At 45.2% G+C, this 26,272-nt stretch carries 24 protein-coding genes and 1 tRNA gene; 10 read left to right on the top strand and 15 right to left on the bottom strand.

What is annotated here, in order from left to right:
* Positions 1–62: 62 nt before the first annotated feature.
* Both KOE27_RS21710 and yihA read right to left on the bottom strand, forming a co-directional pair.
* Positions 63–557, bottom strand: coding sequence for a DUF5606 family protein (locus KOE27_RS21710; RefSeq protein ID WP_215240884.1), 495 nt, complete (start codon positions 555–557; stop codon positions 63–65).
* Between the two features lie 155 nt (positions 558–712).
* Complete coding sequence (yihA, locus tag KOE27_RS21705; protein ID WP_215240883.1) at positions 713–1,321, bottom strand: ribosome biogenesis GTP-binding protein YihA/YsxC; 609 nt, start codon at positions 1,319–1,321, stop codon at positions 713–715.
* Between the two features lie 192 nt (positions 1,322–1,513).
* Here yihA and KOE27_RS21700 point away from each other — a divergent pair, with 192 nt between their 5' ends.
* Positions 1,514–1,981 carry a thioredoxin family protein gene (locus KOE27_RS21700; protein ID WP_215240882.1) on the top strand — a complete coding sequence of 156 codons (468 nt, stop codon included), beginning with the start codon at positions 1,514–1,516 and terminating at the stop codon, positions 1,979–1,981.
* Between the two features lie 85 nt (positions 1,982–2,066).
* Here the strand turns inward: KOE27_RS21700 and gmd are convergent, their stop codons facing one another.
* Both gmd and KOE27_RS21690 read right to left on the bottom strand, forming a co-directional pair.
* Entirely contained in the window at positions 2,067–3,179 is a 1,113-nt protein-coding gene (gmd, locus tag KOE27_RS21695; protein ID WP_215240881.1) for a GDP-mannose 4,6-dehydratase, read from the bottom strand.
* 44 nt (positions 3,180–3,223) lie between these two features.
* Entirely contained in the window at positions 3,224–3,790 is a 567-nt protein-coding gene (locus KOE27_RS21690; protein WP_215240880.1) for an SPOR domain-containing protein, read from the bottom strand.
* Between the two features lie 114 nt (positions 3,791–3,904).
* Here KOE27_RS21690 and murB point away from each other — a divergent pair, with 114 nt between their 5' ends.
* Together murB and KOE27_RS21680 are read left to right on the top strand one after the other, a co-directional pair.
* Positions 3,905–4,918 carry a UDP-N-acetylmuramate dehydrogenase gene (gene murB / locus KOE27_RS21685; RefSeq protein ID WP_215240879.1) on the top strand — a complete coding sequence of 338 codons (1,014 nt, stop codon included), beginning with the start codon at positions 3,905–3,907 and terminating at the stop codon, positions 4,916–4,918.
* A 65-nt stretch (positions 4,919–4,983) separates the two neighbouring features.
* Complete coding sequence (locus tag KOE27_RS21680; RefSeq protein ID WP_215240878.1) at positions 4,984–6,477, top strand: hypothetical protein; 1,494 nt, start codon at positions 4,984–4,986, stop codon at positions 6,475–6,477.
* A 38-nt stretch (positions 6,478–6,515) separates the two neighbouring features.
* On the opposite strand, the gene KOE27_RS21675 is transcribed toward KOE27_RS21680, so the two are convergent.
* The 3 genes from KOE27_RS21675 to KOE27_RS21665 all read right to left on the bottom strand — a co-directional run bounded on the left by KOE27_RS21675 (position 6,516) and on the right by KOE27_RS21665 (position 9,094).
* Entirely contained in the window at positions 6,516–7,226 is a 711-nt protein-coding gene (locus tag KOE27_RS21675; RefSeq protein ID WP_215240877.1) for a glycosyltransferase family 2 protein, read from the bottom strand.
* A 172-nt stretch (positions 7,227–7,398) separates the two neighbouring features.
* Entirely contained in the window at positions 7,399–8,307 is a 909-nt protein-coding gene (locus tag KOE27_RS21670; RefSeq protein WP_215240876.1) for an ROK family protein, read from the bottom strand.
* Positions 8,308–8,383: 76 nt separating this feature from the next.
* Positions 8,384–9,094: an SDR family oxidoreductase gene (locus KOE27_RS21665; RefSeq protein WP_215240875.1), complete on the bottom strand. Its 711-nt coding sequence runs from the start codon at positions 9,092–9,094 to the stop codon at positions 8,384–8,386.
* Between the two features lie 62 nt (positions 9,095–9,156).
* On the opposite strand from KOE27_RS21665, the gene KOE27_RS21660 reads away from it, so the two are divergent.
* Both KOE27_RS21660 and KOE27_RS21655 read left to right on the top strand, forming a co-directional pair.
* The gene (locus KOE27_RS21660) at positions 9,157–9,885 is read left to right on the top strand and encodes an MlaE family ABC transporter permease (protein ID WP_215240874.1); all 729 of its coding nucleotides are present in this window, start codon (positions 9,157–9,159) and stop codon (positions 9,883–9,885) included.
* A 12-nt stretch (positions 9,886–9,897) separates the two neighbouring features.
* On the top strand, positions 9,898–10,650 hold the full coding sequence (locus tag KOE27_RS21655) for an ABC transporter ATP-binding protein (RefSeq protein WP_215240873.1): 753 nt from the start codon (positions 9,898–9,900) through the stop codon (positions 10,648–10,650).
* A gap of 2 nt (positions 10,651–10,652) precedes the next feature.
* On the opposite strand, the gene KOE27_RS21650 is transcribed toward KOE27_RS21655, so the two are convergent.
* The 4 genes from KOE27_RS21650 to KOE27_RS21635 form a co-directional block, all read right to left on the bottom strand.
* Positions 10,653–12,158: a lipopolysaccharide biosynthesis protein gene (locus KOE27_RS21650; RefSeq protein WP_215240872.1), complete on the bottom strand. Its 1,506-nt coding sequence runs from the start codon at positions 12,156–12,158 to the stop codon at positions 10,653–10,655.
* A gap of 173 nt (positions 12,159–12,331) precedes the next feature.
* The gene (locus KOE27_RS21645; protein ID WP_215240871.1) at positions 12,332–12,937 is read right to left on the bottom strand and encodes a TetR/AcrR family transcriptional regulator; all 606 of its coding nucleotides are present in this window, start codon (positions 12,935–12,937) and stop codon (positions 12,332–12,334) included.
* Positions 12,938–13,448: 511 nt separating this feature from the next.
* On the bottom strand, positions 13,449–14,216 hold the full coding sequence (locus KOE27_RS21640) for a response regulator (RefSeq protein WP_215240870.1): 768 nt from the start codon (positions 14,214–14,216) through the stop codon (positions 13,449–13,451).
* Entirely contained in the window at positions 14,213–15,973 is a 1,761-nt protein-coding gene (locus KOE27_RS21635) for a sensor histidine kinase (RefSeq protein WP_215240869.1), read from the bottom strand. Before KOE27_RS21635 ends, KOE27_RS21640 begins: the two co-directional genes overlap by 4 nt.
* A gap of 276 nt (positions 15,974–16,249) precedes the next feature.
* Between KOE27_RS21635 and KOE27_RS21630 the strand changes: the two genes are divergently transcribed.
* The 5 genes from KOE27_RS21630 (at position 16,250) to KOE27_RS29900 (ending at position 18,667) form a co-directional block, all read left to right on the top strand.
* Complete coding sequence (locus KOE27_RS21630) at positions 16,250–16,645, top strand: hypothetical protein (RefSeq protein WP_215240868.1); 396 nt, start codon at positions 16,250–16,252, stop codon at positions 16,643–16,645.
* Between the two features lie 20 nt (positions 16,646–16,665).
* Positions 16,666–17,067 (top strand): hypothetical protein, encoded by a 402-nt coding sequence (locus tag KOE27_RS21625; RefSeq protein ID WP_215240867.1) that lies wholly within the window; start codon positions 16,666–16,668, stop codon positions 17,065–17,067.
* Between the two features lie 280 nt (positions 17,068–17,347).
* Positions 17,348–17,785 carry a hypothetical protein gene (locus KOE27_RS21620; RefSeq protein ID WP_215240866.1) on the top strand — a complete coding sequence of 146 codons (438 nt, stop codon included), beginning with the start codon at positions 17,348–17,350 and terminating at the stop codon, positions 17,783–17,785.
* A gap of 23 nt (positions 17,786–17,808) precedes the next feature.
* Positions 17,809–18,438: a hypothetical protein gene (locus tag KOE27_RS21615; RefSeq protein ID WP_215240865.1), complete on the top strand. Its 630-nt coding sequence runs from the start codon at positions 17,809–17,811 to the stop codon at positions 18,436–18,438.
* A gap of 10 nt (positions 18,439–18,448) precedes the next feature.
* A complete protein-coding gene (locus KOE27_RS29900) occupies positions 18,449–18,667 on the top strand; it encodes a Bor family protein (RefSeq protein ID WP_215240864.1) in 219 nt (72 codons plus the stop codon).
* Positions 18,668–18,733: 66 nt separating this feature from the next.
* Here KOE27_RS29900 and KOE27_RS21605 read toward each other — a convergent pair.
* From KOE27_RS21605 to KOE27_RS21590, 4 genes are all read right to left on the bottom strand, one after another.
* Positions 18,734–18,804, bottom strand: a tRNA-Gln gene (locus KOE27_RS21605).
* Positions 18,805–18,870: 66 nt separating this feature from the next.
* Positions 18,871–19,749 (bottom strand): ACP S-malonyltransferase, encoded by an 879-nt coding sequence (gene fabD / locus KOE27_RS21600; RefSeq protein ID WP_215240863.1) that lies wholly within the window; start codon positions 19,747–19,749, stop codon positions 18,871–18,873.
* 105 nt (positions 19,750–19,854) lie between these two features.
* The gene (locus KOE27_RS21595) at positions 19,855–22,731 is read right to left on the bottom strand and encodes a T9SS type B sorting domain-containing protein (RefSeq protein ID WP_215240862.1); all 2,877 of its coding nucleotides are present in this window, start codon (positions 22,729–22,731) and stop codon (positions 19,855–19,857) included.
* Between the two features lie 296 nt (positions 22,732–23,027).
* Entirely contained in the window at positions 23,028–25,913 is a 2,886-nt protein-coding gene (locus tag KOE27_RS21590) for a T9SS type B sorting domain-containing protein (RefSeq protein ID WP_215240861.1), read from the bottom strand.
* Between the last annotated feature and the right edge of the window lie 359 nt (positions 25,914–26,272).

Here is a 26,272-nt window from a genome sequence, read left to right as displayed (position 1 = left end):
CAGTATGAATGCAAAAACCCTGTCGGTCCGACAGGGCTTACAGGTATATCTTACGAAAGTGCTCAGGCTTTTTCTTCGGATGCTTCTGACGCTTCCGGCTTTTCGGCCAATTCCTCCTCCTCTGCTGCCGCCACAAATAATTCAGGGATATATTTGGATAACAAATTGTACCAGGTGATGATTTTTTTGATATCCGAAACATAAACTTTTGACCTGTCAAATTCAGGCAGGATATGGTTCAGGAATTCTATCAGTTCCTTGTCCGACGCCGTTTTAACCTGCAGACTTATTTCCTCTCCATGTGCTTCCCGGATTTTTAAGAACACGTCTGCCAGCGCAACAGATTCCTGTTCACCGTCGGTAAAAATGGATACATCCTTTAACACCGAAACGCGTGCAGTGGGTCCAATCAGGGTTTTTTCACGTTTTTCATCCAGGCTTTCAACAATAACTCCTGCACGGCTTGGTTTTAAAATGCGGTACAAACCACTTTTACCAGACACATTGGCAACTTCCTTTAACAAATCTATTCCGGTCGTCTCTGTTTTTTCACTCATCCTTTCTGGGCAATTAGTTTTCTGTTACTGTAAATTTTCTTTACGATTTTAATCTGCATTAATCGGACAAATACGATAACCTGTACAGTACCAATTTGGTGAACTTAATTTTGTCGCAAAATAAGTGAAAGATTAACCGGTAAACAACTTCTGCGTTATTCCGATTTTTGAAACGACGCGTTATAAGTTTCTATTGTCTTCAAAATGGGCTCGCTACCTTCGTTTTTTTCAGCTGAGGTTACAAACATGGGCGGTACTTCCTCCCAGATCTCTTCCAGTTTTTTTTTGTAGGCCTCTACGGCGGTGGTAATCTGATAAGCTTTCAGCTTGTCGGCTTTTGTGAAAATAATATGGAAAGGAACGCCCTCTTCCCCTAATTTCTGCATAAAGTCAAGATCGGTGGCCAGAGCACTATGCCTGATATCGACAAGGACAAACGTGCAGACAAGGCTGGTACGCTGGAAAAGATAATCATGAATCATTTTCTCCCATTTGTCCCGCTCCACTTTACTCACTTTGGCATAACCATACCCGGGCAAATCGACCAGATACCAGCTTCCATTGATGATGAAATGGTTGATCAGCTGCGTTTTGCCTGGTTGCTGAGAAGTTTTGGCCAGAGATTTTTTTCCTGTCAGCATGTTGATCAGCGAAGACTTTCCCACATTTGAACGCCCAATGAAGGCATATTCGGGGATGTCAGGGGAAGGGCATTTCCGGTAATCGGAATTGCTCATAACATATTTGGCATCCTGTATTTTCATGTTGATCGGCTATTTTCAAAGTGCAAAGGTACTCCTTTCCTGATTACGGAGGCTTTGTCCTGGCATTTTAGCTTTGCCGACAGACGATATCCGTTGCCTAAAATGAACCTATTGAATAAGAATTGGTTTGATAAAATAAAAGGGTCGTGTAATTTCGTTTAGCAATTATCAAACCGTAACCAAATAGGGAAAATGAAAGTTTTTAAGAAGTTGATATTATCCTTTACGCTTGCCGCTGCGGTATTATCAGCAGCAGAAGCCCGCGAGGAAGGCAAAAGGAAGGAAACCAAAGCAGAAAAGGGCATTCAGTTTACTTCGGGCAACTGGGCTTCCATTCTGAAAAAAGCGAAAGCAGAAAAAAAGGTTATTTTTTTTGACGCATACACAACCTGGTGCGGGCCCTGCAAGATGCTCCAGAAAAATGTTTTCACCCGCGCTGACGTAGCGGAGGTTTTCAACAAGAATTTTATAAATGTGAAGTTTGATATGGAGAGTGGCGAAGGACCTATGCTGGCTGAGAAATATCCTTTGCAGGGCTACCCGACACTTTTTTTTATAGATCCTGACGGGAAGCTCGTGAAAGAGGTGATTGGGTATCAGAATCCGGAAACTTTGATTAAAATAGCGAAGAAAATTCCCAGGCAGTCTTCCTCCATCTGAGGCACTGAGGGGCGTATTGTTTTGCTGAAACATATTAACAAACAACAAAAATGCCGGCTTGCAGAAGCCGGCATTTTTGTTTTAACTATTCGTAATAGTTGGGGACCCTGTGTCCGCTGCTTTCCAGAAGCCTGTCTTTTTTGAACAAGGCCAGGTCAGAGGTGACCATATCGTTCACCAACGCTTTAAGATCATACTTAGGTTTCCAGCCAAGTTTTGTCATGGATTTGGTCGGATCACCGATCAGTAGTTCAACTTCTGTCGGGCGGAAATAACGGGGGTCTACAGCCACCACTTCTTTCCCGATTTCAAGTTTGTAATCCGGATTGTTACATTTCAGTACTTTTCCTACCTCGTCAACACCTGTGCCGGTAAACTCAAGTTCAACGCCTACTTCTGCAAATGCCATGCGGACAAACTCCCGGATGCGGGTCGTCACACCGGTTGCGATCACAAAGTCTTCCGGTGTTTCCTGCTGCAGAATCAGCCACATCGCTTCCACAAAATCTTTAGCATGGCCCCAGTCGCGCTGTGCGTCCAGATTTCCCAGGTAAATTTTGTCTTGCAAACCCAGTGCAATCCTTGCAACGGCACGTGTGATTTTACGCGTAACGAAAGTCTCTCCGCGCAGAGGCGACTCGTGATTGAACAAAATTCCATTCACCGCATACATGTTATATGCCTCACGGTAATTTACAGTGATCCAATAACCATATAGTTTAGCAACGGCGTAGGGAGAGCGTGGATAAAACGGCGTGCGCTCAGACTGAGGTACCTCCTGAACTAACCCATAGAGTTCGGATGTTGACGCCTGGTAAATACGTGTTTTTTCCGTTAAACCCAGAAGTCTCACGGCTTCAAGTATCCTCAGCGTACCGATGCCATCCACATTAGCGGTATATTCCGGCTCTTCGAAACTAACCTGTACGTGTGACATAGCCCCAAGGTTATAGATCTCGTCGGGCTGCACTTCCTGGATGATCCGGATAATGTTGGTGGAGTCGCTCAGATCACCATAATGCAGGTGAAGCTTTGGATTTTTTTCATGAGGATCTTCATAAATATGGTCAATCCGCTGCGTGTTAAAAAGCGAACTCCGCCGCTTGATCCCATGGACTTCATAACCCTTGCTCAGGAGTAATTCGGCCAGGTAAGCACCATCTTGTCCGGTTATACCAGTGATTAAAGCCTTTTTCATTTAAAATAAGTGTATAGGTTTATAGTTGGAATCATAAAACTGCCTCAATTCTCATAGGAGGAATTCAGCATTAAACTTTTCTTTATTTCTACCCTGTCGGCCAGAATGGTGGCTGAGGAATACTGCTCCCGGATCTGTTCAAGGTACTGTTCGGCGTCGCTACGGTACATAAAATCACCCACTTTAACCCGGTAGGTGGGCTGGGTATAGGACATATAGGGGTTAAGATCGGGGAAAACCTGATAAACGTACGACTTGGCAGCATCGGCCTCCTGACGCACATTTCCTACATAAATCTGAATACGAAAGCCGTTAATGTATTTAATGGACTTATTCTGGCTGACCATCGTATCCAGCACTGCCTCCAGCTTTTTATTCACGCTCAGGGACTTGCCGGGATTGGTATCTGCCTTGGGCTTTCCTTCCTGCTGAATCTCTTCTGACTTTTTCTTTACCGGTGGTTCCTTGTATTCGTACTTGGGCCTTACCCTGGAAAGATCTTCGTTATACGTTGATGCAGAGGAAGAAGCTGCAGGCTTTCTGCTACAGCCGGAAAGTATGATGCCAGCAGCAAGCAGAACAATTGCCCATCTATTTCTTCTCTCCGACATAACCGTTTAATCATTAATGAAGGTGCAAACTTAACCAAAAATGGATGAATCACCATACTGCACTAATTTTGAATGTAATACCTAACTTTGCCGGGTCGTAATCACAATTTTCAGATGGTGCCTGTTTTTAATGCTTCTTTACATCAATATAATACATTTGGGCTGCATGCAAAGGCCAAGGTTTTTGTAGAAGCCCGGTCTGTAAAAGATCTGATCGAAATTCTTGAAGCCAAGGAATGGAAGTCCCTTCCAAGATTCATTCTGGGGGGAGGAAGTAATGTATTACTGACAGGGGATATATCCGCTCTGGTGATCCACAACCGCATTGACGGGATAGTGGAAACAGCTGCGGACGAGGAGCATGTCCGTCTGCATGTGGGAGCCGGTGAAATGTGGCATGATTTTGTCATGTACTGTGTATCGAAGGAATACGCAGGAGTTGAAAACCTGTCGTTGATTCCCGGAACCGTTGGTGCGGCACCTATGCAGAATATAGGAGCCTACGGCATGGAAGTAAAAAATGTGATCGAAACCGTGGAGGCGATTGAAATGGAAACCGGTGACCTGCGCATCTTTTCAAATCAGGAATGCCAGTTTGGTTACAGGGAAAGTATCTTTAAGAAAGAGCTTAAAGGGAAATACATTATTACCGGGGTAAATTTTGTATTAAACAAAATACCTCAGTATCATATTGAATATGGAGATATCAGTAAAACACTTGAAGAGCATGGCGTAAAAGAGTTATCGCTCAGAGCAGTGAGTAACGCTGTCATCAGTATCAGACGGAGTAAACTACCTGACCCAGCACAAATCGGAAATGCAGGCAGTTTTTTTAAAAATCCTGAAATAAGTTTAGGTGACTATGAAAGGATAAAATCAAAATACCCCGAAATACCTGGATACCCGACCGACCTTGGGGTTAAGGTTCCGGCGGGATGGCTTATTGAAAAATCGGGCTGGAAGGGCTATCGGGAGGGGCAGGTAGGTGTTCATACCCGACAGGCGCTGGTATTGGTTAATTATGGCGGGGGCACGGGAGATCAGATCAGGATGTTGTCCCAAAAAATACAGGACTCGGTAGAGTCAAAATTTGAGATCAGACTGACGCCGGAAGTGAACCTGGTGTGAACAATGTTGTCCGGGGAAGCCGAACAGCTGCATCGTTTAGAATAACTTCAATTATCAACGTTATTATGAAGAAACTGACGGCGGTGACGCTGGCATATATATCCCTTCCGACTTTCCTGTTTCTGTTCCTATGGCTTAAATTCTATATTGCGGTATGTGCCGTAGCTGCGCTTTTGCTGGCGTTTTATTTAGCCGTTAAATACGTGCAGGCTGATGGTGCTGACCTGGACAGGGCAAAATTTGTTCCACTGCTGGGTTCTTCATTTTTCCTGTCCTTCTTGGTATGTATATTTTCAGAATTTGGTTGGCTGCCTTACCAAAGCTATGATTACCTGGCGCATAATTTTAAATTCAATATGCTGGCAACAGATGATATTCCCTTATATGACGAGGCACGGGGTATTTATATGTGTTATTATCTGGGAAACTACATTGTGCCATCACTGTTGGGGAAGTATACTTCGCTCAGTCTGGTGAAGTTATATTTCTTTTTATGGTCTTCTTTGGGTATTGGCCTCAGCTTTATCTGGATACAGGTAAAACTCATTGGGCTCACACATTATAAGCGGGTACTGGTCATCTGCGCCGCAGTCGTAGTAGGATGTTATGTATGTGTGATTTTTCCCGTGCTCAGTTGGTTGTTTCCAGACTGGACCTTTATTGACAAAAACGGAATAAGTATCAACAACGAGTTTGTTTTAAACCAGATACCTGTTTTTACCAGGAACCTGTCCGAATCCCCCCAGCATGCGCTGCCCGCTATTTTAGGAATAAGTTTTTTGCTGGCTGTTATTAACCGTCCAACCTATATTTTTGCTCTGGCGTATTTTTTTCTCAGTACTTTGTTTCTGACTCCTTTTGCTGCCATCGGCTTGTCTGGGTTTATGCTGATGGGCTTTGTAAGAAATGTATATAGAGAAGGAAAGGAATATTTTCGGAGAGCACTTGTCTATGGGGTGCTCTTGCTAACAGGGTTTCTTCCGGTAATTATTTTTCTGCTAAGCTCGGAAGCAACAGACATGGAAAGTAACAGAGTGATCTGGCAGGCAGGGGCAGTGCATTGGTGGGGATATTATAGTCTTTATCTTTTTTCTGCTTACGGTATATGGTTTGTTTTCTTCCGGAATGATCTGCTCCTTTTTGACTCCCGTGCGGTAGTCATTTCACTGGTATCCGTGTTAATCCTTTCTTTATTTCAGATCGGGCATTTTAATGACCTTAACATCCGTTCGGCTATCATCCCTCAGGTGGTGTTGGGGTTAAGTATCGGATATGTCATCGTAACGCAGGTTAAGTTGCGGTTCAGGCAGGTACTTTTCACACTTGGGATGCTGTTTTGGGGGATGAATCTGCTTAGCCCGGTAAAATTCTTTTATGACCGGTTTTTCACCTTTCGGGGGCTTATAAAGACAACCATTGAAGCTCCTTCGGACCCCAGGCTAGGCAGCAATTATTATGATACCATTGAAAAGGCGTATCAAGGTCATGAAATCGAGGTATTGAAGCAATATTCTCTGAAACGGGGAGGTTTTTTTGAGGAGTATCTGCTGAAAAAATAAGGAGCTGACACAGGGCCTTCGTGGACTGCGACGGCTCCTTATTTCCCTATGCCATACCGAAAAATACAGTATATGGCCCGAAAGCCATCTTTCCAGTTAATTTTTTTACCCTCTTCGTAGGTCCGGCCGTAGTACGATACACCCACCTCGTAAATCCTTATTTTGGGTACTTTGGCTACCTTGGCGGTAACCTCGGGCTCAAATCCAAACCGATTTTCCACCAGATGGATACTTTTAAGAATGTCAGCTCTGAAAAGCTTGTAACATGTTTCCATATCCGTCAGATTCAGGTTATTGAACATGTTGCTGAGGAAGGTAAGGAACTTGTTCCCGATGGTATGCCAGAAAAAAAGAATTCTGTGCGGCCGGCCTCCCATGAAACGTGATCCATATACGACATCGGCATAGCCTTCCAGGACCGGCTTCAGCAGTATGTTAAATTCCTGAGGGTCATATTCCAGGTCCGCGTCCTGAACAATGATATAATCTCCGCTTGCCTTGCGGATTCCGGTATGCAGGGCAGCGCCTTTTCCCTGGTTATATTCATGGCATGTATAACTGATCTGAAGCCCGGGGTTTTCCTGAATAAATCTTTTGACAACACTTTCTGTACCATCCGCCGAGGAGTCGTTGACGACAACCAGCTCTTTTTGAAAATTACCTATCAACTCGACAGACTTTAATTTTTCCAGGACTTTCCAAATAGTCTTTTCTTCGTTATAAGCCGGTACAATTACTGATAATTTCATTAGGTAATGATTATTGCGTTAAGCGCTGTAAAAACAATTCTAATCCAAAAGTATTCAATTGGAACTAATGAATTTTAATTAGTTAGTGAATGGCCGGAAAAGGTTGTCATACAGAACCTCTGATTTTCGGCAAATCAGAAGTTCTGTATGACGGTGTGTGTTGTTAATTTTATTAGTCAAAACAGAGTGACGCGGCACCTAGTAAGCCCGCATCGTTGGCAAGTGTTGCCCGTTTGATGCTTATTGTTTTTGTATAGTAGGGTGTGAGCCAATAATTGAATCTTTCATTAATGGCAGGCAGGATATATTCAAAGGAGGCAGAAATCCCTCCGCCTATCAGAATGGTGGTGATGTCCAGAATTCTGATCATAGCTACCAGACCTTCTCCAAGCAGATACCCCATTTCGTAAAATACCTGTTTGGCAAGTTCGTCTCCACCAGCAGCTGCGGCAACCAGCCCTGTAGTCGAAATGGTACCATCAGCGGGAAGCTGCGTTTCGCCTGTATAGCTGGCCCTCATGGCGTTGGCCATATCCAGGAGCTCTTTTTTTCCGATATTTCTTTCCAGTACCTTACTGTTTTTGGAAGGAATATGCCCGGGCTCCATCGCATTTCCGCCACCACCTTTAAAGACTTTTTTGTCAATAATGGCTGCACCGCCTATGCCGGTTCCGAGTGTAACAAAGATATAATCTTCAGGAAGTTTGTCTTCTCCAAAATAATATTCTCCCAAAGCGGCTGCATTCGCATCGTTTTCAAGAAAAAAATCATGGCCTGGGAAACGTTTTTTCAAGTCTGGCACGATGGCAACACCATCTATTTCAGGAATGGCAGTGATCTCTATCAAGGTGGTTCTGTCTCTTGTAGTCAGCCCCGGAACTCCTATACCTACACGTTTAACCTCCGGATATTCAACCAATTGTAGTGCGATAGCGTCACCAAGGCGATCAATAAAATGCCCTGAACTACGCCAGCTGGCGGTATCATGGCTATAAAAATTTGAAATTCTGCCATCTGTAGCGTCAACGATTCCCATTTTTACGTTCGTACCGCCCACGTCTATACCGAGGTATTGTTCCATGAAAAATGAAATACGGGTTTTAATAAATAATTTTAAAAATGTGGCAATTTAGTAAAATTGCTGTATTGTTTACTAATCAATCTAAATCTCCCAGCTGAGGTCGGATTAAAATTTCCTCCACCACTGCTCTGGGGGATAACCGGTATGCTGACCAAATGGATTCGGCAATGTCGTCCGCTCCCATAAACCGTTCTTCAGGTAGCTCGGTACCTTGCCAGCTATCGGTAAAAGTAGCGCCGGGAAGGATGGCCGTTACCCTGATATTATAGGATTTTAACTCTTCGCGCAGCACCTTTGTCATCCCCAGCAGCGCAAATTTTGATATACAATACGAACCCCCGTTCGGATAGGCCATGATACTAGCTGTTGAACAGAGCGTAAAAATGTGCCCCTGTTGATTAGGGATCATATCTGCCAGCACCCCGCGCGTGAGATGGTAGGCACTGTAAAGATTTGTCTCCATTGTTTTTTCCAAAACACCCTCTGCCTCGTTATGAATTTGTCCGGGCATGAAAACACCCGTATTGTTGACCAGCACCGCAACCGGCTGGTTTTTTGACACGATAAATTGCAGGAAGGAATCCTGGTCCTGCCTAAGGGAAAGGTCCGCCGTTTGGTAAAATAAATTTTTGCCAGGAAACCTCTGTTCCATTTCCTGCCGAAGCGATTCCAGTTGCTTATCACTTCTGGCACAGGTGATTATATCAAACCCTTCGCTCATAAACTTTTCAATCACGGCTCTGCCAATTCCTTTTGTACCTCCGGTGATTACCAGTAATGGATTCATTTTTCTGTTTACTTCTTTTTTTGCCTAATTTTCCCGAAAATATTGATTAGAATTTAGATATTATGTCAGTAATCGGTAAATACTTCATTTTTTTAGGCAGCCTCTTTGGCAAAGGCGAAAAATTATCCGTGTACTGGCGGCGTTTTATGGAGGAATGCGTGGGAATAGGGGTAAGCTCTATTTTCATTGTAGCCATTGTTTCAACATTTATCGGGGCGGTATCCTGTATCCAGACGGCCTATAACCTCGTGAGCCCGATTATCCCTGTTTCCACAGTTGCGCTGATTGTGCGTGACATGGAAATTCTGGAGCTGGCACCTACCATTACCTGTATTGTTTTATCAGGAAAAGTAGGCTCCAATATCGCCAGTGAGTTAGGTACTATGCGTATCACCGAGCAAATAGATGCTCTGGAAGTAATGGGGATCAATTCTTCGTCATACCTGGTACTGCCCAAGGTGCTCGCTGCCATGTTCACCTTTCCGATGCTGGTAATTTTCTCGGCTTTTCTGGGAATTTTGGGAGGATATATGGCCGGAACCTTAACCGGTGTAATCACTGAAAGGGATTATTTATACGGGATCCGCGATTCGTTTGTTCCTTACAATATATTTTTCATGTGTGTGAAGCCGTTCGTATTCGGTTTTCTGATTGCCTCTATTTCTTCTTTTCAGGGATTTTTCACAAAGGGTGGTGCATTGGAAGTAGGTAAGGCAAGCACACAGGCCGTAACCAATAGTTGCATAGCTATTCTCATTGCAGATTATCTGCTGGCACAATTGCTCCTATAAAGAAATGAACCTATGATTGAGATACAGAATATTGCGAAGGCCTTTCATGATAAGGTAGTTTTAAAAGGGATTTCAAGTAAGTTCGAAAAAGGGCAGACCAACCTGATAATCGGTGGAAGTGGTACTGGAAAAAGCGTTCTTCTGAAATGCATGATCGGCCTGGTGAAGCCCGATCAGGGCCATGTGCTTTACAATGGCCGTGATTTTTATAACAGCGATAAAGAAACACAGCAATCCATCCGACGCGAAATGGGTGTGCTGTTTCAGGGCGGAGCATTGTTTGATTCAAAAACAGTGGAGGAAAATGTCCGTTTCCCGCTTGATATGCTCACGGACCAGTCTTCCGAGGAAAAACGCGAAAGGGTGGCTTTTTGTCTGGAGCGTGTGGGCCTTGGTGCAGCCGCCAGGCGAATGCCTTCCGAAATCAGCGGCGGGATGAAAAAGCGTGTGGGCATTGCCCGCGCCATTGTAATGAACCCGATGTACTTATTTTGTGATGAACCTAACTCCGGGCTTGACCCCCTGACCTCGGTTAAAATTGATGAGCTGATCAAGGAAATTACCGAGGAGTATGAAATCACAACGGTCATCATCACGCACGACATGAACTCGGTGATGGAAATAGGGCAGAATATTATTTTCCTTTACGAAGGAAGCAAGCTGTGGGAAGGTATCAATACCGACATCACCAAAACGGACGTTCCGGAGTTAAAAGAATTTCTTTTCTCGAACAAGCTTCTCAGGGAAATGGGGCGTAATGTCTGAGTTTATTTTTTGAGCCCGATACCAGGCAAGGTATCTTTTTCAATAAAGTAAGCCACCATTACCAGGATGAATAATATTGAAAAATGAACCGGTACTGCTACCAGCAGGCTGTCGAAATGGACCAGGGATGAGGCGTATATGACCAGTGCCGCAACAGAGATATACCCCAGTGCCGATTTGATATCGTAGGGTACGGGATAATATTTCTGTCCCAATGTATAACATAATGTCATCATGGTGAAACCCGAAAGGGCAAAAGCCACGGCAAATCCCAAATAACCGATCAGTGGTACCAGAACATAACTGGTAAGTATGGTAACCAAGGCCCCGGTGATGGTCAAGTAGGTACCGTATTGGGTCCGGTCGGTCAGTTTGAACCAGGTTGCAAGATTATAATATACGCCAAGGAAAAGAAAACCTGCCAAATGCCAGGGAACTACCGATAAGCCTTCGTGATACATTTTCCGTTTGAGGAAAAGTTCAGCCAGAAGATCCACGTTGATGCTTATACCTACCCACATCAACACGCAAATAATAATGAAGTACTTCATGATACGTGCGAAAACCGGCGGGGCATTTTTATCCTCTCCTTTGGAAAAGAAAAAGGGCTCAGCAGCATATTTAAATGCCTGGATGGCCAGATTCATGAATATGGACAGCTTATAGCATTGTCCGTAAATACCTACGGCTTCCTTGGTGGTTCGGCCGGGATAGAAATTTTCAGGAAGTAAAAACTGAATTACGGCCCTGTCGTAGAGGGTATTTAGCACACCGGCAGCATTCATGATCATGATCGGAACGGCATATACCCACACGGGTTTGAAAAGCTGTGCATTAAAGACGAAGCGGAAATCCATTAATTCCTTCCGCAGCATCCAGAAGAACAGCAGGTTAGCCACCAGATTGGCCAGGATAATATAATCCGCTGCATGCAGCGGATCGTAAAAGAGGCTCACAGCGGGTTTCAAAAATGGCAGGTACTCACCCGCGTATATAGCCTTGCACACCACCAGAAAGAAGAGATTAAGCGCTATATTCATGATGATGTTACTTACCCGGATCACTACAAATTTTTTGCCCTTGCCTTCCAGCCGCAGGCGGGCAAACGGAATGGCCACAATGGCATCACTTGCCATGATGATGGCAAACCATCTGACGAGCCTTCCGCTTTCGGGATATTGGATATAAGAGGCTACCTGATCGGAAAAAAGGAAAAGAATACCCGAGCCGAAACAACTCACCACAATGACAGCCGAGAGGATCAGATTGTAGTATTGTTTTTCATCTTCTTCCTTTCTGGCAAACCTGAAAAAAGCCGTTTCCATTCCAAAGGTGTAGAGCACCAGCGACAGACCCGCATAGGCATAAAGCTGAACCTGAACGGCCAGTTGGTCGGCCAGGAAAAGTTTGGTATGAAGCGCAACCAGCAGGTAATTAAGAAAGCGGCCCAGCATTGTACTGATACCGTAAACGGCGGTATCACTTGCCAGTTTTTTTAATGCACTCATATAGTTATGTAACCCGGTATCTGATTTTGTTCCTTAACGACCTATACCCTTTGTTTATTGATACAGGAACTCCGGAGAACAAAGATGTTAAGAAGTAGGGTAAGATCGTTCACCGGGGACAAAAAAAGTCCTCCACAAGGAGCGGAGGACTTTGGTAAACGGAACAGCCGTAGCTATTTACCGATATCTGTTATTATTCTCTCGATTACATTTTCGATGCGTTTCCAGCCATCATTGGAATGAAGATCCACATCAACCATTTTATCCCGGTAATCAGCGGAAATGGTGGTGTAATAAATTCCTGCAGAAATAAAAGCGATAAGCGCGCTGGTATCTTCAAAATTCGGAAGCGTACCAATTTTGTCAAGCGTCCGTGTCGCAACGGTATTGCGAGCATCGGACAACATGGATTTTCCTGTGCCAATTTCCCAGCGAAGCAGGTCGCGGGTGGCTTTACGCTCCCGGAGGTCGTGCAGAAAAGTGTGCATGATACTGGTGAGGGCGGCAGGTCTGTCTTTGGGTTCTACATACTCCAGGGAGTCGATAAACTCGTCACCCGCAGTAGAGGTGTACTCACCCGATTTGACGTACTGTTCCATAAGCCCGTCTACGCTCTCGAAGTAACGATAAATCAGTACTTTGTTAACGCCTGCGGTCCTGGCTATGAGGTTGACCCCCACTTTTTCAGTACCATGCTGCTCAATTACTTCTCCAACCGCCTTAAGGATTTTGCCCTTCGTTCTCTCGCGGTCGCGTTTTTTTACTTTCTCAACTTTCATGTGGGTTCTGTTTAGGTTAATTAGGAGTAAATGTAGTATTTCGATTGGAAAAATAATATCGCGATCGGTGTATATGTCACTCAATTTGAGCTAATGGTACCTAAAACTGTGGTTAGAGGGGATTAAATTGCAATTAAATTTTTCTATCGGTCAGAAAACTTATCCTGCGCACCTTTTTGTAACAAGCTTTCTTGAAAAAAGGACATAGGTTGCCAGTTACGTTCCGCATCTTATTGACGGGAATATACCATAAATCAGGAGCAAATGGCAGGGTGTGGACTATATTTTAGTGAGAAACAACCATGGGTTGTAGGGAGGGGCTGATGGTCTTCCGGGGTGGTATTCGGGGTGGCGGTGGGATGCTTGTTGGGAGTGATCTTTTCAGGTCTGTTGTGAGTATCCTGTCGTTTCAATAATTGAGATTTTGGTTTGGCGGCGCGTTCGTAGCTGGACTTCATCCATGAAGAGGAGTTTCCTGGTACCTGGAATGAAATGATTATCTGCTACGCGTTCATTTGCCGTCGCGTTTGTTTGGTGTTTTGACGATAGCAAACTGCTGAAGAAAAAGTTTGTAGTTCGCTTCCGGAAATGGGACGGGATAATCACTCCGGCTTTTTATATAAAATTGCCCCTTTTCGATGCGTTCCACATAGTCTAGATTAACGACCAGGGACCGGGAAAGGTTATAAAAGTTTGGCGCGGTGAAGAACTGGGCAATGTAACCCAGGTTCATGGCAAAAACCCGTTTTTTAGGCTCACCCACTAAATAGATTTCCACATAGGCGCGATCGGCGTCCAGATAGAGCACATCATTTTTCCTTATTTTTGTATAACCCCGCCCATTGTCGACAGGCAAATAAAGGCTATCCGATATAAAAGGATCTATTGAATTCACCAATGAAGCCTGGTAATTATAGTACGCCAGCTCTACCTGAATCGCGAGCTCTTTATGCCTGAATGGCTTAAGCAAATAAGCAGCCGGGCGTGTTTGCTGCGCCCGCGCAATGGTGGCTTGTTCCGAGTGCCCTGTCAGGTAAATGATGGGAATGGTTCGCTCGGCTGGGATACGCTGGGCAATGTCGATACCGTCTTCGGCAGAATGCTCTAAATAAATGTCGATCAATATGATATCTGGCGGGCTGGTCCGGATGGAGGTTAAGGCTCCAGACAGATTACGGACAATATCGGTTACGCTATGACCTGCTTTTTCCAATGTTTCCCTGATATCATGGGCGGTCACTAGCTCGTCTTCAATGATTAAAACTTTAAGCGCTTTCATGGAGCCTTTTTTATTTTGGATTCTCTCCGGAATGGGGAAGGAGGAAATAAGGTAAATGACATATCAAATTGAAAATTCCCGTTGTTCCGGAACTTGTACGTACCAAACAATTGCTCCACCTGCATTTGGATTAAGCGGAGTCCAAAAGACCGGACAGGTGCCTTTTCGGTTGTAAATCCAGGACCATTGTCAATCACACGCAGATGAAATGTTTTATGCGAAATGGAGGCCTCAATGTGTAATGCAGGCTCCGGATTATCAGGAAAAGCGTATTTACAGGCATTTGTAACAAGTTCATTGATGATCAAACCAATCCGCATCATGCTATCGGCTGGTAGCATCACAGAAGGCTCAATCTGATAAATGACTTCAACCTGCTCTTGTTCAAAGGCTTTTAGTACTATTGTAACCAGTTCGTGGACAAAATCTGCGACGTGGACAGCCACCAGATTGTCGCCATCATAGAGTTTACGTTGCAGCAAGCTCATCACTTCAATGCGGCGCTGGCTATCTTCTACGGCATTCCGGGCGGTTTCATCGTCCAGCCTATTCGACTGCAAACTCAACAGGCTGGATATTAACTGTAAATTATTTTTAACACGGTGATTTTGTTCCTGAACCAGGACTGCATTTTGCTGGCTCAATCGTTGGTTTTTTAGCGAAATCCGGTAAAAGGCGATACTGGTGCCGGCCGTTCCTAATAGCAAAGCGGATAAAACAACCAATAACCAGTGTTGTGTGCGCTGGTTTTGCTCGCCCAGTTTCAGCTCTCTTCTCTGACTTTCGAGTTGCGCTTCGTGTTTTTTAGTATCATATTCAATGCTAAGCCGTGAGACGGCTCCGTTCCGGTCCGCTATCATTTGATCGCGCTCATAACGCCGAACTTTTAATGATTGCTCAAATGCTTTTTGCCAGTCTTTCTTTTGCTGGTAATACTGCATGTAGGTTTCTGCAAAATCCTTCTCTATTCTAAACTCTCGGGTTTTCATTAAACGATACAATTCGCTCGCCTGCTGCAACAAAGGATAGGCCTTGTCGGGCTGATTGAATTGCAGGTAGAGATGAGCAAGCTGCTGGCTGGTGGTAATCTGGCTGCTTGTGTGGTTTCGGGCTGTGTGTATCCGCAGGGCTATCTGGTAGTAATGAAATGCCTGGGCATTCCGCTGAAATCCGTAAAATTCGCCAAGGGTGCTACTCACACCGGCTATGCTAACCGAATCCTTTAGCTTGTAGGCAATCTGCTCCGCCAGTTTACAGTAGTAAAGCAGGCTATCCTGCAATGGATGCTTCCGATGGTTAACCAGGCTGTCAGAGCAAATAGCCAGATAGGCATCACTCATAGACTGAGAGGCAGACATCAGGGTTTTCTGCGTACCAAGGCGGGCATAACCCAGAGCAATTTGGGCATATTCGAGCTGCTTGATCAGATTCTTTTGATCTCGTTCCAGCCAGGACAGGCGCGTATAAATCCTGCTGATTTTATCGAATTGATGCTTCTGTTCCACAATTCGCAGCGACTTTATGAAATATTGCTTGGCAGTCAGATAATCCTGGGCGTCTACATATATTTTTCCATACAGATAGTAGGCCTCGGCCATGAGCAGGGTATCTTTTTTCTCCTGGGCTTCCTGTTCAACCTCTTTTGCATAAGCCAGTTTTTCGGGTTGAAGAGGTAAACCAACCCGCGGCTGGGCAATTGTTATCCTGGCTGTAATCAGGAAAAGCAAGAGCCAGATGTAGTGTTGGTAGATTCCCATCAACTCAAATAAAAAGTTACAATTGCCCGGAGTGAGGTGACAAAAATAGGACTATCAGCGGTATTTTCTTTCGGGCAAACCTGATTTTGTATGCCCCCACAACACTCTTTTGATCTGTATATACCAGCTCACCAGTAAAAGGTCTCATGAGCGTTCGGAAAGAAGTTGCAGTCCTTGGGAAAGAAGTAAGCCTAACTAAGCTGTCTACCGTGATGACGTATTAGAAATATGACTAGAATTGAGCCGTTATCTACAAAAAAACAAATTCTACGAAAAATGAAAAAGGTACTTTTATCCCTTATTACTATTCTCTTCATCGCCTCCTGCTCTAAAAAGGATGATGTGGATCCGAATTTAGCTGCTCAGGTGGAGGGCACATATAAAATATCCAGTATTGAGTCTGATGGACAGACTGTTACTCTACCTCAGGGCGGGATTAGCGGTGAATTGAAAATCAGCAGGATAGATGATGTAAGTGTAGATTTATGGATAGCATTATACAACGCTGGAAAAATTATTGAGCAAGACAATTCAGAGGTCATCTTATCCAAATCAGGTGATAGGATTTTGTTGAAGTTTGAGGGAGATGAAATAGGTTACGTAGAAGGTAAAAAGATTGTTTTGGAGGATAATGAAGACGGGGAGCGCACGAAAATTATAGCCAGCAAGTAAACCCTGGGATATCTCAGACTATGAAAAGACTATTAGCTCTCCTCATGTTTGTCCCTTTTGTGGGCTTTGGTCAAGTGTTCTATGTGGCACCTACGGAAAAGGGATTTGAAAACAAGATCGTGGAGAAAATGAAATCCGATGGGTACAAACTTGCGGCATCTAAGGAGTCCTCGGATTATGTAATTGATTGTTTGGTTGACGGTAGTTATAAGGCTATTTCAGTCAAAAAGAACTTTCACGGTTACTTAAAAATATCCGACACAAAAACCGGAAATGAGATATACAGGACGGAAGAAGTGGGGGGAAGCCCTTCTGTATTCAATGGGTACCAGGCCGGCTCCGCCATTATGGAAAAAATTGCCAAAAAGCACCTCAATAAAGCCCTTGCCGTTGCAAAGTTGGATTATAAGAAGCGGAAATAGAAACGAAATCTGACGGGCGGCATCTTGCAGAGGCACCAAAAGCGGGGCTTTCGAACGAATTTTATTCCGGGCGACAGCCCGGTTTTTTGTGACCTCCGCCACAACACTCATTTGACTTGTATCTCCCAGGATCACTCGACAAAATTCCGATAAGCGTTCGGAAAGAAGTTACTGTTATTGGGAAAGAAATCAACCCAACTAGACAGATGGCCTTAAGGGCATGTTAAAAATATGGCTAGACTTGAATAGTAATTTATAAATAAACGAAACTCAGCTTAAAATGAAAAACTTACTCCTCTCCCTCATTACTATCCTTTTCATTGCCTCCTGTTCTAAAAAAGATGTTGATGTAAGAGATCAATATGTAGGTACCTGGAAGTATAAATCGACAGGCGGTGTCAATACGTATAATAATGGGCAGATTGCAGAATCACTACCCTGGAATGACAATGGTACGCTGACGATTTCCAAGTCAGGTGAAAACGGCTTATTGATTGATGAAAAAGAATTTATACTTGAAGGGGATCAACTGACTGCCGATTCGGATGAAATGAGGTTTAATACTCCGCTGGGGGCGTCGGTGCTGGCCCTGGCGGAAACAACAGGTGAAGTAAGTTCGGGCAAAATTACTTATACCAGCTCCATTGAAGGTACATGGACATTCGGCTCATCCAGAGGGCCGGTTGCGGGAGAAATAGTGACAACCATGACCAAGTAACAGGAATAATCCAATTATTAATTATGAAAAGAATTACTGTTATAATCATTGTACTTTCACTATTTGGCTACGCATGTTCCAAAAAAGTAAATTTTGAAAACGTTCACGCCAATGTACCTGCTTTCAATCAAAAAATTAGTGTAGCCACCTGGGATCAAAGAGAACAGATTGTATCGGGTTCACGTAAACCCGATTTTGTAGGTTACATGCGGTCAGGGGCAGGTATTGCCTATCCGATGGGAACAACCAGTGGAAAACCTCTTGCCAACCTGATATCAAATAATGTTTCTTCTTCATTGTCCGCACAGGGGAGTACTGCTTCGGTTATTGCTACCAATGCTAACCAGTCGGAATTAACAATTCTTAGCAATCTTAAAAAATCTGGCAAAAACAGATTAATACTCATCAATTGTAAGCAATTGCATATGGATGGTACCGGGGGCAGATATTTATTATATAATTTAATCGTAAATGTTTATACTGGTAACGGTACTGTGATAAAGCAAAAAGCATTTACTGGCAAAAAACCGCTTGGGGGTAGTTGGTTTTTTGGCCCTGGGAAATATAAACAATATATGCCGGAGGCGTTAAAGAATTTAATAGGGGAAGTATTCAACGATGCAGATATTGTCTCGGCCTTAAAGGCGAAGTGAATCGCTGTTAATGAGAAGGTATCAAAACCGCAAACTATGCCGAAAACGACTCAATTGGAATCATTATTTAATTGAAGGACCGGCGCCAGTTAACGTTTCCGATTCTAAAGCTATGGCTGGAGGAGCGGCGGATTATACGGTTCATACCAGACAAACATTTGTAAATGGTTTAATGGCTGCCATCACTTTCGGTATTTACACACCAACCGCTACAACGGTTAGAAAGTAAAAAACCAGTTGAGAAAAGAAAAACCCCGCTTAGAGAAATCTGAGCGGGGTTTTTTGTGTTACTCTGTTGGCCGACAAGGACTCGAACCCTGAATAAGACAACCAAAATGTCCTGTGTTACCATTACACCATCGGCCAAAACCGTGAATAGTGGTGCAAAAGTAACGCGTGGAAGTTAACTTGTCAAGTTTTAACCGAAAAAAATTAAATACTTTTTAACTCCACATTTCCGGCGATCTTCTTTACAAGTCCCTGAAGTACTTTCCCCGGGCCCGATTCAATAAATACACCTGCTCCGTCAGCTACCATCTTTTCAACCGATTGTGTCCACCGGACAGGCGCTGTAAGCTGAGAAATAAGGTTTTCGCGAATAATGTCAACGTCGGTAGCAGGGGAGGCATTTACATTTTGATAAACGGGGCATACCGGAGATTGAAATTTGGCGGCGTGGATAGCGGCAGCAAGTTCTTCCCTGGCTGGTTCCATCAGCGGGGAATGAAATGCTCCGCCTACCTGCAGGATGAGTGCTCTTTTGGCTCCGGCGGCTTTCAACAGTTCACATGCCTTTTCAACACCTGAAAGGGATCCTGAAATTACTACCTGCCCCGGACAGTTGTAGTTGGCGGGCACAACGATATCGTCTTCAATCCCCGCGCATATTTCTTCTATTTTCTGGTCGTCAAGTCCCAGAATAGCGGCCATCGTAGACGGCTGTAATTCACAAGCCTTCTGCATCGCCTCAGCCCGCTTGGCAACGAGCCGTAAACCATCCTCGAAAGAAAGCGCACCTGCAGCCACCAGGGCCGAAAATTCGCCCAGCGAGTGTCCCGCAACCATATCCGGATTAAAGTCGCCACTTGTCTGTGCGAGAATCACGGAATGGATAAAAATGGCAGGCTGGGTTACCTTGGTTTGCTTGAGTTCTTCGTCAGTACCTTCAAACATGATTTTAGTAATATCAAATCCTAAAATTTCATTGGCCTGGTCGAACAATCCCTTCGCCGTGTCTGAGGACTGGTAGAGGTCTAAACCCATTCCTTTAAACTGGGAACCCTGGCCCGGGAATACATACGCTTTTTTCATAGGTGATTATGTTTTACAATAAGTTCATGGAAGCATGAAGCCCGGCTTTTTCAAACCGGGCTACAAAGAAACCATTTGCTTTCGAAAGAAAAAAGCGATGTACATTTATCTAATAATCTGTACCCATCCTTTAATAATGTATGGTTTATTATCTTTTTTGGATGCTTCAAAAGTAACTGCAGCTTCGTAGTAGTACTGCCCTGCTGCGAGTTCTTTACCTGCGTTTGTTTTGCCGTTCCAGTTGACGTTCACATCTTTGGTGTCAAACACCTGGGCACCCCATCTGTTGAATACTTTAAATTCGAGTGCCTGCACGAAAGCGGGGCATTCCAGGGGCTGGAACACATCATTTTTTCCGTCACCGTTAGGAGTGAATACGTTAGGAAGCACAAACATGGGGCAGTTGTCCTTGCATACTGTATTGCTTGGAGCACTTTCAGTACCAAACCCATTGAGCGCTGTGACGTAATAACAACCTGCAAAGGATTTAAGTCCTTCGTGTGCGTAGGTTGTAGCCAGAGGCGCCGGTGGTGTAGTTATTTTAGTGAGCAGTGTTGGTTTATCAGAGTCATACCTGGCATAATAGATATTGTATGCAGCAATATTGGGGTCACAATCTTTACCTCCTACCTGCTGGGGGTATGTCCATGAGAGGTTGTTTGTAAAAGAAAGCATGTTACAGAAAGCATCTGGTTCCAGCGTAGCGCAGTCGATCAGGTCAATGGCGAGCACTGGTGGACATGGTTTTGTGGTATCAGAAGCCGAAACACAGATGATCTGAGAGAAATTGTATAGGATATCGGGTTTGATCTGTGAGTTGTTGTAGGAGCCGACGGTTTCCACTTTGTAGCAATAGGAAAGCTGAGTAGAAATGGGCACGTTGATGACCCCGTCAGCGGCATATTTATCGGTACCGTCGTCTGTGTATGTGAAAGTCTGGTTTCCCAGTACGGGCACATCCGCAATCCTGTTGAATACGCCAGGGTTCGCTTTGTCTTCTCTGTAAACCCTGTGGACCTGGTTGTTGTTGCTCCATGGTACAATGGCAGCCCAGTTGAGCCTGATGCTGTTGGGTAGTGCGGAGCCCTGCTGGAGCCTTACGCTGCTGGCGGGTTCGGTTACATCGAGTTTAACGAGAGTGTTGTTCTGTGTGTAATAATATTCGATGCGGTAATTGTAGGCATTTGCTACAGTATTGAGTCCTTTGTCGACAAAGAAGGTATCTGGGGCTCCCGGGGTCAGGTTGGTACTGATGGCAGCGATCTGAGTGAATGCTGTTCCGTTTTGTCCTACGGCCCTAAAGAGGCGGTACTGAGCGGGGAGCCCCGGCGGTGCGGTTGGCCTTGTCCACCTGATGGTGATCTCTCCTGTGGTTTGCTGCGTCTGATCGACAGTGACATTGGTGATGACGGGCATTACCAGCGGGAGGCTGAGACAGAACTCGTCTGAAGCGATACTTTCTCCTCCTCCTATCAGGCTTCCGGGCTCGTTTATATTTGCACCCGGTCGGGGGAATTCGACCACGATCCTGTAACTGTATGAAACTCCGGTTTTAAGTCCTGTTCCGTTGTTGTTGTCCAGATAGGTGGTTTGTCCCACGGCAACCCTTGCGACCTGGTCATATCCGTATCCTGCCGGGATTCCTGATATACAGACATCTTCGGGGATGTTGGTACATCCTTCTTTCCTGTAAATGACGATCTGGGCTCCTGGGATCTGGCATTTGTAGGGGTCCCATGTGAGCCTGTATGCAGTTCCTGCGGGATCTGTTGCTGCCACACCGGTGAGATTCTGGGGTTTAGGTCCAAACACACGGATGTTCATGGTAGTCATGTCCACGAGTTTTCGGAAGAGGCTGGGGTTGGGTGTACCGGGCGCTGCGGCATCTTCGACTTTGAACAGGACATCGTATGGTTCCTGCCTGATATGGTCACATCCTGTTTGCCATGAGAATATACCTGATACGGTATTGAGAGCGCCCTGGTTGGCCACGGTGAATTTGGCCAGTGCGGGTTTGATCAGGGTACTTTCATATACACCACCAGTCGAAGTGAGCGTAAGTTTATCACCGTTTTTATCAGTAGCTACCACGGGTTGGTTGATGAGCGTACCTGCCTCGACGCATATATCTGGCAGGGGGTTTACCACCGGCCTGTCGTTGCGCGCATCTTCGACGATGATCTGCATATCCCTGACGATCTGCCCGATTCGGAATCCATCCCTCCATTCCTCCACGACGAACGCAACGTTGTAGTATCCTTTTACCATGGGAGCATCCCATACGAGGTCCCCAGTGACGGGATCCATACTGAATGTGGCGGGGCTTGTACCTGTCTCAGTATTACCCGGCGCGCCAATCTGGTTGGGATCCACGTACTGGAGATTGATACCAGCCCCATTGGCAGTACCTCTCTGAGGGATAAATAGTTTATAGGAGAGGCTGTCTCCATCGGCATCAAAGGCACCGGGGTTGTGTATGTAACGCTGGCCCACTGCCGCCAGGTCGATAGGAGAATTGAGCAAAACCGGAGTTTGGTTCAAGCCCAGGGTTGCATTGATCTCAATGGTAGTGCTCACGTAGAAATTGAGATTTTGCGTTGGCGGAGGGCCGATATTAAGGATATTGTTATTGCGATTATCTTCTTCGAAAGAAATACGGAACCTTCCTGCAGAGGGGAAAGTATAGTTAATGATGTAAGTATTCTGTGTGGTATTATTTCCAATGTTAACGATCTGGACCCGGGGAGCTTTTATGGGGCCGGTGGTTCCTATGAAAAAGTCAACGTCGTTTTGTGCATTTGCCGCACCTTCCCCGTTCTGCATATCGAAATATGCAGTAAGTTTAATTTCGTAGGTTAATGCAGAGGCCGAAATACGGCGGGCCGTAATTTCTCCGGCACGGATGTGTGTAGCCCGTGCTTCAAATCCGTGCAGCAATAAAATAGAGAAGGCGAAAAACAAATATTGTAAAACAGACCGCATAGATGATGAGTTACTTTTAAGATAGAGGCCCTGACCGGATTCCCACATCGAATCACACTTATTTCTGAAATCGGACGATCAAAAAAACGAGGTAGAGCCCCGCTCCCCAATCATTCATTCAACGAAAATTTAACTAAAAATGTGTGTTATGGGGATAATATCCACAATCCTCCAAAAGAAATTTGTTCAATTTCCTTTGGAGGATACAGAATTTGCTAAAACACAGAGCAATATAAGGATAGTGTTTGATTTCTGGTGAAAAATCAAATGATAGGACAGGTGAAAGAGGCTGTCATTTATCTAATAATCTGTACCCATCCTTTAATAATGTATGGTTTATTATCTTTTTTGGATGCTTCAAAAGTAACTGCAGCTTCGTAGTAGTACTGCCCTGCTGCGAGTTCTTTACCTGCGTTTGTTTTGCCGTTCCAGTTGACGTTGACATCTTTTGTGTCAAACACCTGGGCGCCCCATCTGTTGAATACTTTAAATTCGAGTGCCTGCACGAAAGCGGGGCATTCCAGGGGCTGGAATACATCATTTTTTCCGTCGCCGTTAGGAGTGAATACGTTAGGAAGCACAAACATGGGGCAGTTGTCCTTACATACTGTATTGCTTGGAGCACTTTCGGTACCAAACCCATTGAGCGCTGTGACGTAATAACAACCTGCAAAGGATTTAAGTCCTTCGTGTGCGTAGGTTGTAGCCAGAGGCGCCGGTGGTGTAGTTATTTTAGTGAGCAGTGTTGGTGTATCAGAGTCATACCTGGCATAATAGATATTGTATGCAGCAATATTGGGGTCACAATCTTTACCTCCTACCTGCTGGGGGTATGTCCATGAGAGGTTGTTTGTAAAAGAAAGCATGTTACAGAAAGCATCTGGTTCCAGCGTAGCGCAGTCGATCAGGTCAATGGCGAGCACTGGTGGACATGGTTTTGTGGTATCAGAAGCCGAAACACAGATGATCTGAGAGAAATTGTATAGGATATCGGGTTTGATCTGTGAGTTGTTGTAGGAGCCGACGGTTTCCACTTTGTAGCAATAGGAAAGCTGAGTAGAAATGGGCACGTTGATGACCCCGTCAGCGGCATATTTATCGGTACCGTCGTCTGTGTATGTGAAAGTCTGGTTTCCCAGTACGGGCACATCCGCAATCCTGTTGAATACGCCAGGGTTCGCTTTGTCTTCTCTGTAAACCCTGTGGACCTGGTTGTTGTTGCTCCATGGTACAATGGCAGCCCAGTTGAGCCTGATGCTGTTGGGTAGTGCGGAGCCCTGCTGGAGCCTTACGCTGCTGGCGGGTTCGGTTACATCGAGTTTAACGAGAGTGTTGTTCTGTGTGTAATAATATTCGATGCGGTAATTGTAGGCATTTGCTACAGTATTGAGTCCTTTGTCGACAAAGAAGGTATCTGGGGCTCCCGGGGTCAGGTTGGTACTGATGGCAGCGATCTGAGTGAATGCTGTTCCGTTTTGTCCTACGGCCCTAAAGAGGCGGTACTGAGCGGGGAGCCCCGGCGGTGCGGTTGGCCTTGTCCACCTGATGGTGATCTCTCCTGTGGTTTGCTGCGTCTGATCGACAGTGACATTGGTGATGACGGGCATTACCAGCGGGAGGCTGAGACAGAACTCGTCTGAAGCGATACTTTCTCCTCCTCCTATCAGGCTTCCGGGCTCGTTTATATTTGCACCCGGTCGGGGGAATTCGACCACGATCCTGTAACTGTATGAAACTCCGGTTTTAAGTCCTGTTCCGTTGTTGTTGTCCAGATAGGTGGTTTGTCCCACGGCAACCCTTGCGACCTGGTCATATCCGTATCCTGCCGGGATTCCTGATATACAGACATCTTCGGGGATGTTGGTACATCCTTCTTTCCTGTAAATGACGATCTGGGCTCCTGGGATCTGGCATTTGTAGGGGTCCCATGTGAGCCTGTATGCAGTTCCTGCGGGATCTGTTGCTGCCACACCGGTGAGATTCTGGGGTTTAGGTCCAAACACACGGATGTTCATGGTAGTCATGTCCACGAGTTTTCGGAAGAGGCTGGGGTTGGGTGTACCGGGCGCTGCGGCATCTTCGACTTTGAACAGGACATCGTATGGTTCCTGCCTGATATGGTCACATCCTGTTTGCCATGAGAATATACCTGATACGGTATTGAGAGCGCCCTGGTTGGCCACGGTGAATTTGGCCAGTGCGGGTTTGATCAGGGTACTTTCATATACACCACCAGTCGAAGTGAGCGTAAGTTTATCACCGTTTTTATCAGTAGCTACCACGGGTTGGTTGATGAGCGTACCTGCCTCGACGCATATATCTGGCAGGGGGTTTACCACCGGCCTGTCGTTGCGCGCATCTTCGACGATGATCTGCATATCCCTGACGATCTGCCCGATTCGGAATCCATCCCTCCATTCCTCCACGACGAACGCAACGTTGTAGTATCCTTTTACCATGGGAGCATCCCATACGAGGTCCCCAGTGACGGGATCCATACTGAATGTGGCGGGGCTTGTACCTGTCTCAGTATTACCCGGCGCGCCAATCTGGTTGGGATCAACATACTGGATGTTGGTACCTCTTCCGTCCTGGCTCAGGCTTTGCTGAGGATTCACCAGCCGGTAGGAGAGGCTGTCTCCATCGGCATCAAAGGCACCGGGGTTGTGTATGTAACGCTGGCCCACTGCCGCCAGATCGATAGGAGAATTGAGCAAAACCGGAGTTTGGTTCAAGCCAAAGCTCGCATTGATCTCAAGAGTGGAATGTACATAAAAGCTGATGACCTGCGTAGGAGCCGGACTTAAATTTAAGATGTTGTTATTTCTGTTTACGTCCGTAAATGCGATCTTGTATTCCTGAGGTGACGGGAAAGTATATATCGTTTTATAAACATTTTTGGTGGTATTGTTTCCAACATCCAGAATGGGCTGTAGCCTGGGTGCGGAAATTGGACCTACCGAGCCAAAGTAAAAATTGATGTCATCTGCCGCATTGGCCGCGTCCCGGCCGTTCTGCATATCGTAATACAGTGTAAGCGTTATTTCATAGGTTAACGCGGTACTTGAAATGCGTTTGGCAGTAATTTCTCCGGCACGGATGTGCGTCGCATGTGCGGAGAAAGAGGCAAGTAAAACAAACAGCAGCAGAACTATCGGCTGAAAGCGTAGATCAGAATGCATATATTAAAAATCTGATATTGAGGTTAAAACGGATACCATACTGAATGCCAGGCCATTCCTTAAACTTAAATCCGATCTCGACTGGGCTGGCATTTTAACTTCTTTTCAAGAACGTAAAAACCGTCTAAATTAATGTGCATTACGGTTAGTTAATCGTTTCGGGTCACAAGGTATTGGTTTAGCCTGATATTTCCCGGATTTCTTCAGGAGGTCTGCCGGTGAAATCTTTTGAGTATTTAATAATGATTATAAATAATATACCCTTCTGCAAAAATGATGTTGTTTTATTGTGTCGCATAGGTTTGTGCTATACCTTTGAAAGGTTCTAAATATACCTCTTTTTTTTGCACTAAAATCAT

The organism is Dyadobacter sp. CECT 9275, from assembly GCF_907164905.1.
Taxonomy (GTDB): Bacteria; Bacteroidota; Bacteroidia; order Cytophagales; family Spirosomataceae; genus Dyadobacter; species Dyadobacter helix.
This window is presented reverse-complemented; position numbering and strand designations above follow the sequence as displayed.